We start from the raw sequence: 13185 nt of genomic DNA, 5'->3' as shown, positions 1-13185 counted from the left end.
ACAGACGAATTAGAGTTTATTTGTAGTGAGGGAGTGAAGTGTTATGCCGACCGTTTTAATTACAGGTTCTGCTGGTTTAATTGGCTCCGAATCCGTCCGTTTTTTTGCCAATCTGGGTTTTAATGTGATTGGCGTTGACAATGACATGCGGGCTTATTTCTTCGGAGAGTCTGCCTCGACTCAATGGAATCGCAATTTACTTCAGGAAACCTACGGAGACAAGTATCAACATTTTGATGCAGATATTCGCGATCGCGACAAAATTGAGTCGCTCTTCAAAGAGTATTCTTCAGATATTTCCCTGATTATTCACACTGCTGCTCAACCCTCTCATGACTGGGCAGCGAGTGACCCCCACGTTGATTTTACGGTCAACGCCAATGGAACGTTGGTATTACTAGAAGCGACTCGCCAGCATTGCCCCAATGCGGTTTTTATCTTTACCTCAACCAATAAAGTGTATGGCGATACGCCAAACTTTTTGCCCTTACAAGAGTTAGAAACTCGCTGGGAAATCGCTGAAGATCATTCCTATTTCATTGGCATTGATGAGTCGATGTCGATTGATAATTCCAAACATTCGTTGTTTGGAGCTTCTAAAGTCGCAGCGGATGTTTTAGTACAGGAGTATGGCAGATATTTTGATATGAAAACTGCCAGTTTCAGAGGGGGTTGCTTAACGGGACCGGCTCATTCCGGAGCGAAGTTACATGGCTTCTTAGCGTACTTGATGAAATGTACGATCACGGGTGATACTTACACTATTTTTGGCTACAAAGGGAAGCAGGTCAGAGACAACATTCATAGCTATGATTTGGTGAATGCTTTCTATCATTTCTACCAAAATCCTCGCTCAGGTGAGGTTTATAACATTGGGGGTTCTCGCCATAGCAATTGCTCCATGTTAGAGGCGATCGCCATCTGTGAAGAACTCTCTGGCAAGAAGCTGAATTACGTCTACTCTGAGGACAATCGTTCTGGGGATCACATCTGGTATATTTCAGATGTTCGTAAGTTCCAGTCCCACTATCCTCAATGGCATTACAAATACAATCTTCGAGACATTTTGGAAGATATTTATAATGCTCAAGCGCAACGATTTTAGATGAGAATTGCGATTCAAAACCCATTTTCAGGGCAATCGGTTGCTGAAACTGAACTTTCCAAACGGTTCTATCAGGCAGCCCTGAATTTGGGTTGGCAAGCGGCAGAAGTTTATACTGCTGCCGATATCGATCATTTTCAACCTGACTTTGTGATTGCGCTGCATAACAATAGTCCTAAGCTAGCAGGATTTCCTACTTACGGATGTATGTGGAATCCGCTTTCTTTTTTTGAGGGGACTGAGAAATACGTCAAACATGTGCTTAGTTACGATGGCTATCTGACGTCATCTTTCCCGGTTGAACGGTGGTTGCATCACATCCTTCACCACACTCCAAAGCAGTTCTTTACGGTTCCCTTTTACACCAGTTGTGCTCGTAATGCTTATCAAGTTCCAAACTTAGAAAATCCCCGGTTAATTTATCTGGGATCAAACTGGGATATGCCCCGATTTCAGGAGTTATTTGAGCAATTAGATCAGCAACCCTACATGGAGGTGTATGGCAATCCGGAGGGATGGACACATCTCCAAACTGCCTATAAAGGGGCATTACCGTATGACGGAGCGAGTGTTTTTCAAACCTTAAATCAGGTGGGAGTTGGGTTGTGTTTGCATCGAGAAGAACACACTCGCTATGAACTACCCTCGATGCGGATTTTTGAAATTGTGGCATCGGGGGCGATCGCCATTTGTGGGGAGCATCCCTTTATTCGTAAGGCGTTTGGTGACTCCGTTCTCTATTTAGATTTAGGGTTGAGTGTTGAGGCACAGGTTCAACAAATTTCAGAATATATGGAGTGGATTCGCCTGCATCCACAAGAGGCGATCGCTCTATCTCAAAAGGCTCATGCTATTTTTTTAGAGCACTATACGTTAGAGAAATTACTGTTAGATATTATCCCGCATCATCAACGATTAATTCAGACCAAAGGTTTTATTCAATCTATTGAAATAACCGCTAAGCCTCAGGTTGAATTTATTATCAAAATTGCATCTGACTCAATAGAAACATCACAAAAAACCTTTGAAAGTTTAGCGAGACAGAGTTATGGAAATATTGGAGTGATTGCGATCGCTGAGTCCGTAGAAAAAGCAGCTCAGTTATGTCAACTCTACGAGTCTAAATTCCCGATTCAGATTGTTGAATCTTCTGCCAATGAGTTCAAGAGCACTCAGATTTGGAAGGGACTCAACGCAGTCCAAGCAGAATACTTTGCAGTATTAGATCAGATTGCTATTCATCCTAATCATGCGGCTAGGTTAGTGTCTCTTTTAGAGAAATCAACTGCTGGAGTGGCATATTCTGGTGCCTTAATTGCTGCTGCTGAAGACACCTCTGAACTGATTCAGTTTCATCCATTTGATCTGGATAGGTTGCTATTATTTGAGCCGTTGATAACTCTCAGTGCTGCTATTGGGAGGCGATCGCTCCTCGATACACTTCTGTCCTACGACCCGTTGTTAAACGAATGGGTTGACTTATCTATACTCCTCTATCTCGCGCAACAAACACAGTTTCTATTTAGTTATGAGGCAACCTGTGAATTGCTCTATCCACCACAACAATTGGAGCAATCGGTGTTCCAGCAAAGTCGGGATTGGTCAACTGAAGCCTCTCGCCTGCGTGTGATGTTTTGGCATCAGGAATTTGCCCCAGGTAAAAGCATTCAGACGGTTCACCAAGCTCATTTAGCTCAGCAATACTTGCAGCATCAATTGGAGCGATCGCACGCAGAATTAAGGCGAATCGAGGAGCAACTCCAAGTACAATTGCAAGATGCACAAGCGGTGATTGCAGCGATGGAAAGCAGCAAATTTTGGAAACTGAGAACTGCCTGGTTCAAGCTAAAGCGAGCGATTGGATTGCCCACAAACGATGAACCTTCATAGTGAGATTTTCCCATGCCGTTTCCCCTTCAAGACCCCTATTGGATGCAGGTGCGATCGTTTTTAGAACGGCACACCCAACCGTTGGATGCGATCCTTGCGCCGAATGAATTTCTAGAGTTTTTCCCCGGTAATTATCACTACAACATTACCTATTTATTACCTGCCGATCACTTTGCCTTTGTCGTTTTTCATAAGGCAATGCTGAGAGAGATTGAACTTCCTTTTGTGTTGGATGTGATTCGTTCCTTTCAGCCTGTTTTTGCGAATGAAGTTTTTGTGGTCTATGCAAAACAAACTTCTACACAGCTATCTGAGCAAGATCAAGAGCATGTGCAATTTCTGTTAGATGAAATCGAGAATTATCGAAAGCAACAAAAAATTTTAATCGAGCGATTTGCGATTACGGTCACAACACACAATCGCCCACACAGCTTAGAGCGATCGCTTCCTCAATTTCTAACCCTAAAAGTACCCATCGTCATCGTTGATGATGCCTCTACCCCTGAAAATGCGGCTATCAATAAACAAATTGCAGAGCAACATCATATTCCCCTGATTCACATTCCCGAAAATCGCGGATTGCCCAACGCCATGAATGTAGGCATCAGTTATTGGTTAGCTGATCCTGGCATCATTTGGATCTCCTATTTTCAGGATGATGTTGATGTTGATCCCAATCTGTTTGAGGTGCTGGATGCTGTGCAGGATCGGGAAGAACGCCCCCTTCTGACGGGACGGGATGCCCTGGAGCATCCCACTGTCAAAACAGAAAATATTGCAGGTCATCGCGTGCTCCTGAAGCGATCGATGCCGGGGCAACACCTCCATGCTCACCGAGATTATTGGAGTGCAGTTTTGCCCATTCCCACACCCTACCTGGGTGCACCCAAACCCGACAAGGGCAAGCCGGGGCAGGGGGCAGACGAGGATTGGTGGATCACGGCCTGGTCGCCAAACTCCATCACGAAGCGGGGTAAGTATGTCGTCTGTGTGCCTGGGCTGGTTCGCACATTTCGTCCGACAGCAGAGAACTCAACCTGGGGCAACGTTAGCGAATTGCCCGCCCCGGAAGCTGTGGCGTATGCTGCTCCTCTTGCGGTGGATCAGACAAAGAGCGATCGCCCCGTTACTTTCAAACCTGACCATACGTTGGACGGTCTACATGTTCTGGTGGATGGCTACAACCTGCAACTGACCAGTGGAACGGGCATCAAAACCTATGGCACGAGTCTGGTTCAGGCGTTGAGGTTATTAGAGGCAAATGTAGATGTTTTGCTGAGTCGCAATAGCAGCAAAGTGAATGACGTCTTGGATGAAGTCCTATTCTTTGACGAACAAGCTAAAAGCCCTAATCGAATCAGGGACGTAATCAACATTTCTAAAGGATTAGTTCGTTCTTCACTGGGGCCATTCTATCGAGCAAAACGCCGTAAAACCCTGCGGCAATTTGTGATTAAACAGGGCAAATTTAGCGATGACTTTTTGAAGTATGCCGAGTCATTTAACCTGCCCCAATGTTATGACGTAGCCAATGCAATTTATAAATATCTGCATCGTGAAACGGATATTTATGTTCCCGAAAAGATTGATATCTGGCACGCGACCTATCCCCTACCGATTCAAGTGCGGGGAGCTAAAAAAATCACAACGATGCATGATTTGATCCCGCTACGCTTGCCCTATGCAACGCTAGATGATAAAGAAATTTTCTATTACAAGACCAAAACGGCACTCAAAGATTCAGCCGTTATTATCTCGGTTTCAGAGCATACCAAGCGGGATTTGCTGACTTATTTTGAGGTTGATCCCAACAAAATTGTAGTGACTTATCAACCGCCTGTATTGGAGCCATTGCAACCTGAAGAAGAGGAGAAAACAGAAGAATTTCTACAACGATTTAAGCTCCAACCTGAGGAATACATTTTGTTTGTTGGGGCGATCGAACCCAAGAAAAATCTGGGTCGATTGTTGGAGGCATACGCCACCATTGATACTGATATGCCGTTAGTGGTGGTGGGCAAAAAAGCCTGGTCTTGGGAAGAGGAATTGGGCAAAATGCAATATCTCTTTGACAAAGATTCCAAACGCCAGGTGAAGATGCTGGAATATGTTTCTACTAATAGCTTGCGCTATCTTTATCGTGGAGCCTATTGCTTCGTTTTCCCATCTTTGTATGAGGGGTTTGGGTTACCGCCAGTCGAGGCGATGAGCTTTGGTTGCCCGGTAGTGACTTCGCAGGTATCGTCCCTGCCTGAAGTGTGTGGTAATGGGGCAATGTATGTGGATCCCTACGATGTGGCTGATATCAAAGCCAAGATTGAGAAATTGTTGGGCGATCGCGAATTGCGACAACAACTCTCTAAAAATGCCCGGAAGAATGCCCGGTTCTTTACGATGGAGAATTACACGAAGCGGCTTTATAACGCTTATCGTCAAGCTGTTCAGTAAATGATTGAGAGGAGTTGCCTCCCTTGGCTGGCAATGACAGAATGTTGGCAGGGCTCGGTTGAGACGATTTACAGCAATTCTCATTTGTGCATGCCACACCAACCGTTCATATTGTCCAAATCTACAGGCATGCGCTGTGTGGCACTCGTCTGAAAACCGCTGTAGTGTGAATTGCATCTGTGCAATTCCCCGTCAATTTGTTTATTGTGGACTGTAGTTGCCCGTAGCAACGGTGTACTACAGAAACAATGGGTGCTCCGTTGAAATTGGCTGGTGTGTCTTATTCATCTACCCAATCGTGGGCTGTTGCTATCCCTTATAAACAACCATGACCCCCTCCAATAGCATGTTGGCGACTCTGTCGCTGGGCGATCGCAAAAGTGACTTGACGCATCGAGTTCAGGATTTGCCTGTTCCCCAGTTCGTTAGTCTGCTCGATCAGATTACGCGGGAGTTTGAACATTTTCTCCGGGCGATCGAAATGATCAACAACGAAGCCTTGGAGACAATGCTGGAGCAAATCCTACAGGCGTTTACGTTAAAAATTGGTCAGATCTTACAAGCCGATCGCACAACCATTTTTTTAGTGGATGAAGAAAAAGAACTGCTGTGGTCAAAGGTGGCTCAAGGTGAAGGGGGAAAGCAGATTGAGATTCGCCTACCGATTAATGTTGGTATTGCTGGGCATGTCGCTTCAACGGGTGAATATCTGAATATTCCCGATGCCTACAGCCATCATCTGTTTAACCCAGATGTCGATGTAGAAATGGGTTATCGGACGCAGAACATCCTCTGTATGCCGATCTTTAGCACTAAAAATCGGGTTGTTGCAGTGGTGCAACTGCTGAACAAAGCCGGAGGACTGCCGTTTGATGAGGATGATGAGCAGCAGTTTCGAGAGTTTGCTAACTCCATGGGCATTATCCTCGAAAGTTGTAACTCCTTCTACATTGCGGCTCGCAATCAACGAGGGGTTGCGGCTCTGCTCAAAGCAACCTCCTGTCTGGCGCAAAGCCTTAATCTTGAACAAACCCTGCGCTTGGTCATGGACGAAGCTCGCAATCTGATGCAAGCCGATCGCAGCACTCTATTTCTGCTCGATCGCGACAGGCATGAGCTTTGGTCTAAGGTGGCAAAAGCCGATGGCACCCCAATGGAAATCCGCATTCCTGCCGACAAGGGCATTGCCGGATTTGTTGCCTCGACCGGGCAAACCTTAAACATCCCCAATGCTTACGAAGATCCACGCTTTGACCCCAACACCGATAAGCGCACTGGGTATCTCACTCGCAACATCCTCTGTATGCCCGTCTATAACTCTACGGGAACCCTGATTGGTGTGACTCAGCTAATCAACAAATACCAGGGAAGTTTCACGAGCTCCGATGAAGAGTTCATGCGAGCGTTTAACATCCAGGCAGGGGTCGCGCTGGAAAATGCTCAATTATTTGAAAGTGTGTTGCTCGAAAAGCAGTACCAAAAAGACATTCTACAAAGCCTCTCAGATGCGGTGATTTCAACCGATATGCAAGGGCAAATTGTCACCATTAACGATGCCGCCTTAGAACTGTTAGGTTGCTCGATGCCCAAAGAGGGTAGACGTGACCAAGCCGACGTGTGGACACAACAGTTAATTGGCCGCAAGGTATGGGAGGTGGTGCCAGTCGATACTTTGCAAATGCGGTTAGAGGATAGCCTCAAGTCTGCGGCAAAACACTATGTGCCAGAGCAGAGCTTAACCATTGGGCTATATCGTCCCAACCCGGATAGTAATGAGTGTAGTTTGGCCGTGAGCGATCGCACCCAACCCAATCGCTACCTCCTCTGGAACGACAGTGAGAACCCTGTGAGTGTGGATGCCGCCGATGTGCGGGAGATGGAGCGCAGCATTAACCTGACCGTCAATCCATTGACCAACCCGGAGGGTGGCGTCCGGGGTGGATTGGTGGTGCTGGAGGACATCAGCCAGGAAAAACGGATGAAGACCACGATGTATCGCTACATGACCCCAGGAGTTGCCGAACGAGTCATGGCACTGGGCGAAGATGCGCTGATGGTGGGCGAACGCAAAGATGTGACAATCCTGTTCTCAGACATTCGCGGCTATACGGCTTTAACCGAGCGAATGGAAGCGGCTCAAGTCGTGGCACTGCTGAATGCCTACTTTGAGACGATGGTAGAGGCGGTGTTTAACTACGAAGGCACTCTCGACAAGTTCATCGGCGATGCCTTGATGGCAGTGTTTGGCGCACCCCTCCCCGTTGACAATCATGGCTGGATGGCAGTACAGGCAGCACTCGACATGCGGCGACGACTGGTGGAATTCAATCGCGATCGCGGTGCTCCTGATAAACCCATCATCCGCATTGGGATTGGCATCAGTTCTGGGGAGGTCGTCTCTGGGAACATCGGCTCTCAACGACGGATGGACTACACCGTGATTGGGGATGGGGTGGATATTAGCTCTCGCTTAGAAGGAGTCACTAAAGAATATGGCTGTGACATCATTTTGAGCGAATACACCTACCAGTTTTGTCGCGATCGCGTCTGGGTACGGGAACTCGACCGGATTCGCGTCAAAGGTAAGCTGAAACCGACCAGCATTTATGAACTGGTGGGCGATCGCCAGACACCACTCGACGACCAGACTCAGGAATTCCTTGACTTCTACTCGGCTGGACGGGTTGCCTACAGTGAAGCCGATTTCCACAAGGCGATCCACTACTTTGAGAAAGCTAAGCGGATTCGCACTGATGACCGGGCGATCGCCGTTCACCTAGAGCGGGCACATAAATACTTGCAGGCTCCACCACCTAAGCATTGGGATGGAGTTTACACCATGACAACCAAGTAGTTAATGGTCAATGGTCAGTAGTTAGTGGTCAGTGGGCAATGGTCAATGGATGACTGCCTGCGTTTGTGGGGCTATTAACCATCGACTATTGACTATTAACCATTAACCATCAACTATTAACCATTAACCATCAACTATTGACCATTGACTATCAACTATTGGCTATCAACCATCAACTATTGACCTGCCAAAACCTTCTCTCCCTGCGGTAGGGTGTTCAGATGTCGATAAAGCCGATTCAGTGCATTCATGTAGGCATAGGCAGAGGCAACGATGATGTCGGTATCAGAGGCTTGTCCCCAAAAGGTGCGATCGCCATGACGCAACCGCACAGTCACCACTCCAAGGGCATCAATTCCCCCTGTCACCGCCTGCACTGAGAACTCCTCCAATTCATTCGGCACTTGTGCCAGTCGGTTAATTGCCCGATAAACAGCATCTACAGGACCCGTTCCTACAGCGGCATCCGTTTGGATATCGCCAGTGGGCATGACTAGCGTGATGGTTGCCGTGGGACAGGTGCAATCGCCACACGTCACCTGCACATGCTCCAGTTGGAAGCCGTTCTCGATCTGGATTTGGGTTTCATCCCGCACGATCGCCTCCAGATCCCAATCGGAGATCTCCTTCTTCTTATCGGCAATTTCCTTAAAGCGGTGAAACGCTCGATTCAAGTCGTCTTCACTCAACTCAAATCCCAATTCTTGCAGACGAGTGCGAAAGGCATTGCGTCCGGAGTGCTTGCCCAACACAATTTGATTTTCAGCTAAGCCGATCGAAGCAGCATCCATAATTTCGTAGGTTTCCCGGTGCTTCAATACCCCATCCTGGTGAATCCCTGACTCATGGGCAAAGGCATTGCTGCCGACGATCGCCTTATTCGGTTGCACCAACATCCCCGTCAACTGAGACACCATCCGCGATGCCTTATAAATCTCTTGCGTGTTGATGTTGGTAATCGGTGCTTCCGACTCCTCGGCTCGTCCCAAATAGGCATTGAAATAGGGGCGACGCACCTCCAACGCCATCACGATTTCTTCCAGAGCCGTATTGCCTGCCCGCTCGCCGATGCCGTTAATCGTGCATTCCACCTGTCGTGCGCCATGTTCAACCGCTGCCAGTGCGTTGGCGGTTGCCAGACCCAGGTCATTTTGCGTGTGGACAGAGAGAATTACCTGATCGATATTTGGCACATTCTGCCGAATGCCGTCGAACAACGCCCCTACTTCTTTGGGGGTGCGATAGCCGACCGTATCGGGGATGTTGATAGTCGTCGCTCCAGCCGCGATCGCCCGTTCCAACACTTGGTAGAGGTAGGGCAGATCGGAGCGGGTGGCATCCATTGGCGAAAACTCGACATCACCCACAAAGCTCTTAGCGTAGGACACCATCTCTTCGACGATCGCCAGCACCTCTTCCCGCGACTTTCGCAACTGGTAATTGAGATGAATATCCGAGGTTGAGATAAAAACGTGAATTCGAGCACGCGCCGCAGGTTTCAACGCCTCTGCTGCTGCCTGGATATCCTGACGGACGGCTCGCGCCAGACTGCAAATAATGGGGCCATCGGGTTTGCCGACCGTTTCAGCGATCGCCCGCACCGCTTCAAAGTCACCAGGGCTAGAAACGGCAAACCCTGCCTCAATCACGTCTACTCCCAGGAGGGCTAGCTGTTGGGCGATCGCCAGTTTTTCTTCCACATTTAGGGTTGCGCCGGGGGATTGCTCACCATCGCGCAAGGTAGTGTCAAAAATAATGATCCGATCGGGTTGGGGTCGAATGCCCATAGCCATCTCCTGAAGATAATGCATTCACTTTTGGATATTGTATACGATTTTTGTATACAATATTCATTATGCATTAAATTTTGGTGGATGAATCTAAATGACCTGGCTGCTGACGTGCTGCAACACCAGCGCAGTACACCCGAACTGATTGCCAACGCTCTGCGGCAGGCGATTACCCTGGGCATTTTTGAAGAGGGGCAATCCCTCCGGCAGGACGAAATTGCCTCCAAATTTGGGGTTAGTCGCATTCCCGTCCGTGAGGCGTTACGGCAACTGGAGGTAGAGGGTTTAGTTACCTTCCATCCCAATCGGGGAGCAACGGTGACAACCCTCTCCCCTACGGAAGTCCAGGAGATTTTTGAAATCCGGGTGGCATTGGAAACAACGGCTTTGCGACTGGCGATTCCCCATCTCCAGGAAGCCGACCTGCAACAGGCAGACGCGATCTTGGCAGCGACAGATGAAGCGAGCGATGTAGCCCGCTGGGCAGACCTCAACTGGCAGTTTCATGAAACGCTCTATGCTCCCGCTCGGCGACCTCGCCTGATGACGCTCATCAAGACGTTGCATATTAATGGCGATCGCTACGTCCGGTTGCAACTCGCCCACAATAACTACCTAGAATTCTCCCAGAAAGAGCACTATCAGTTGCTTGCCGCTTGCCGACAACAAAATCCTGACGAGGCGATCGCCATCCTGCAACATCACATCACCACCGGGGGCGATCGATTAGTGACGTATTTGCAAAACAATACCCGCTAGGTTAGAGCAGAGACAGGATGGGTTTTACACAAAATCCTGGACACACCCTGCACATGGGGAGCGATCATGGATTTTACTCCCTTGACTCCGCTACTCCCCAACTCCGCTACTCCCCAACTCCGCTACTCCGCTACTCCCCAACTCCTACTCCCCACTCCCCAACTCCTACTCCCTAAATTATTAAATCCTCACAAGAAGCTCACATTACGCTGTTTGTAATAGAGATTACAAACAGTTAACGGTGTATTGCATTCGACTAAGCAGCACTATATTGCTAACCGCTTTTGTATAAAATGAGCCAGACCCAGTGAGGCGTTGGAAAGTATGGGTGAGCATAAACGGATTGGCATTTTAACCAGTGGGGGAGACTGTGCGGGCTTAAATGCGGTGATTCGAGCCGTGGTTTATCGGGCGATCGGCACCTATGATTGGGAAGTTTTAGGGATTTGTCGTGCGACGCAGGGGCTGATGAGCAATCCCCCTGATGTGGTGAGGTTGGATATCTCGTCGGTTGATTCGCTGTTAACTGTCGGTGGAACGTTTCTGGGAACCACTAACAAGGGAGATCCGTTTGCATTTCCCATGCCTGATGGAAGCGTGTGCGATCGCTCTCAGGAAATCATCGACCACTATCATCAGCTAGGTCTAGATGCGTTAATCGGCATTGGCGGTGATGGCAGTTTGGCAATTTTGCGAAAAATTGCTCAACAAGGCAACATCAACTTTGTCGGCATTCCCAAAACCATCGACAATGACGTGGCGATTACCGAACGGTCGATTGGCTTCGATACAGCCGTCAACATCGCCACAGAAGCACTCGATCGTCTCCACTTCACGGCAGCAAGCCACAGCCGAGTCATGATTTTAGAGGTGATGGGGCGCGATGCAGGGCACATTGCTTTGAGTGCCGGGATTGCCGGGGGTGCTCATGTGATTCTCATTCCCGAAATTCCCTACACGCTTGCTAATATTTGCGACAAGATTATGGAGCGACAAAAGCGGGGGCAGAACTTCACCTTGATGGTAGTAGCAGAAGCCGTTCGCACCGAATCCGGTGAACCCGTCATGAACACGAATCGCCTGGGGCAATGTCGCCTGGGGGGAATTGGGCAGTATCTCTCGGATCAGATTTCTACCTGTAGCGGTGCCGAAACGCGAGTTACCGTCCTGGGGCATGTGCAACGAGGTGGTATTCCATCTCCCCTCGATCGCCTCCTGGGCAGTGCGTTTGGGGTTGCTGCTGTAGACTTGATTGCCGAGGGCAAATTTGACCACATGGTGACGTGGCAAAACCGCCAGATCACAAGCGTGCCGATTTTGGAGGCGATCTCGCAATACAGCACGGTTGATCCCAACGGGACACTGGTCAAGACGGCAAGAGGCTTAGGGATTTGTCTGGGATCTTAAGCAAGGTGGAGGAGTGATGGAGTAGAGGGGGGATAGGTGATGGACTACTTCCCACCTCCCCATGCTCCACGCCTTTACTCCCTTCTCAATAACAGAATCGACCATCTTGAGGAGTCGTGTGATCGCTGCCTCGCCGCATGGCACCTAACAATGTGGAAACAATGACACACCGTCGTGCTCGCCCTCCGGTATGACCCATGACGGTTAATCTGCCCAGTTGCCCCTCAACATTGCCCCACTGGTCAAACCGTACCTGATAGGCACCGCCGACATTGGCTAGGGTGGTTTCTATCGGGTCGATGCGGACGTTTGAGGAGAGAGTCTGCCATTCTGCGGGTGAGGGAGCACTGGTAGTACTGTGGATTGCCCATTGAACCACTCCGTTTTGCTCTCGAAAGCTAGCTCTACGATCCGCTCGTAAGCGTGCGGCTTCACCTTGTGTTTGAGATAGAATCTGATAAATCTGTCCCTGTGCCACATTGAGATTGCGAGTGTTTCGAAAGGCTAACCAACTGGGAATGGCGATCGCTGCCAAAATACCGAGCACACCGATGACGACTGCCATTTCAGCCAGGGTAAAGCCACTAGTCGATCTAAAGGGATTGGTCACCAGAAACTGAACCGCTCTAGTGACGGTGAACCGATTATGCATTCTCATCGCAGCACCCTGAGATTTTTCTCTCTTCAGAGTTCCCGCAATGTGAAGGACTGTATCTTTGATTCGATAAAATTTCGCCTTCAGAGTTTAAGGTAACGTCAGTTCGGTTTAAGAGCCCGGCGAATGAATTCGCGGCTACTAGAGCGAAGTCCGATAGCGGCGGTTTTAACCGCTGAAATCCTTATCCCGAATTCACGCTAAGGTATAGCCGTAGTCCCATTCGATGAGGCAGCGGTGAGTCAGAAAGCTCCCCTAGAATCAGGATTTGAGCTGT

The 13185-nt window shown here is 48.8% G+C and carries 9 protein-coding genes; 7 read left to right on the top strand and 2 right to left on the bottom strand.

The genetic code is table 11. The features are described from left to right. The first annotated feature begins 43 nt into the window (after positions 1-43). The 4 genes from H6G89_RS24755 to H6G89_RS24740 all read left to right on the top strand — a co-directional run bounded on the left by H6G89_RS24755 (position 44) and on the right by H6G89_RS24740 (position 8297). Positions 44-1105 carry an NAD-dependent epimerase/dehydratase family protein gene (locus H6G89_RS24755; RefSeq protein ID WP_190511472.1) on the top strand — a complete coding sequence of 354 codons (1062 nt, stop codon included), beginning with the start codon at positions 44-46 and terminating at the stop codon, positions 1103-1105. Then, the gene (locus tag H6G89_RS24750; protein WP_190511470.1) at positions 1106-2995 is read left to right on the top strand and encodes a glycosyltransferase family protein; all 1890 of its coding nucleotides are present in this window, start codon (positions 1106-1108) and stop codon (positions 2993-2995) included. A gap of 12 nt (positions 2996-3007) precedes the next feature. Beyond that, complete coding sequence (locus tag H6G89_RS24745) at positions 3008-5443, top strand: glycosyltransferase (protein ID WP_190511468.1); 2436 nt, start codon at positions 3008-3010, stop codon at positions 5441-5443. A gap of 328 nt (positions 5444-5771) precedes the next feature. After that, positions 5772-8297, top strand: coding sequence for an adenylate/guanylate cyclase domain-containing protein (locus H6G89_RS24740; protein ID WP_190511466.1), 2526 nt, complete (start codon positions 5772-5774; stop codon positions 8295-8297). Positions 8298-8473: 176 nt separating this feature from the next. Here H6G89_RS24740 and H6G89_RS24735 read toward each other — a convergent pair whose 3' ends face one another. Continuing rightward, the gene (locus H6G89_RS24735; protein ID WP_190511460.1) at positions 8474-10084 is read right to left on the bottom strand and encodes a 2-isopropylmalate synthase; all 1611 of its coding nucleotides are present in this window, start codon (positions 10082-10084) and stop codon (positions 8474-8476) included. Positions 10085-10171: 87 nt separating this feature from the next. Here H6G89_RS24735 and H6G89_RS24730 point away from each other — a divergent pair, with 87 nt between their 5' ends. The 3 genes from H6G89_RS24730 (at position 10172) to H6G89_RS24720 (ending at position 12253) form a co-directional block, all read left to right on the top strand. After that, on the top strand, positions 10172-10846 hold the full coding sequence (locus H6G89_RS24730) for a GntR family transcriptional regulator (protein WP_190511459.1): 675 nt from the start codon (positions 10172-10174) through the stop codon (positions 10844-10846). A gap of 17 nt (positions 10847-10863) precedes the next feature. Further along, positions 10864-11022 carry a hypothetical protein gene (locus H6G89_RS24725; RefSeq protein WP_190511458.1) on the top strand — a complete coding sequence of 53 codons (159 nt, stop codon included), beginning with the start codon at positions 10864-10866 and terminating at the stop codon, positions 11020-11022. A 148-nt stretch (positions 11023-11170) separates the two neighbouring features. Then, the gene (locus H6G89_RS24720) at positions 11171-12253 is read left to right on the top strand and encodes an ATP-dependent 6-phosphofructokinase (protein ID WP_190511457.1); all 1083 of its coding nucleotides are present in this window, start codon (positions 11171-11173) and stop codon (positions 12251-12253) included. 85 nt (positions 12254-12338) lie between these two features. Here the strand turns inward: H6G89_RS24720 and H6G89_RS24715 are convergent, their stop codons facing one another. Next, a complete protein-coding gene (locus H6G89_RS24715) occupies positions 12339-12905 on the bottom strand; it encodes a pilus assembly FimT family protein (RefSeq protein ID WP_190511456.1) in 567 nt (188 codons plus the stop codon). Between the last annotated feature and the right edge of the window lie 280 nt (positions 12906-13185).

The sequence above is a fragment of the Oscillatoria sp. FACHB-1407 genome (genome assembly GCF_014697545.1).
Classification (GTDB): domain Bacteria; phylum Cyanobacteriota; class Cyanobacteriia; order Elainellales; family Elainellaceae; genus FACHB-1407.
Note: the sequence above shows the minus strand (reverse complement) of the source record. Positions and strands in the feature narration are given on the sequence as shown.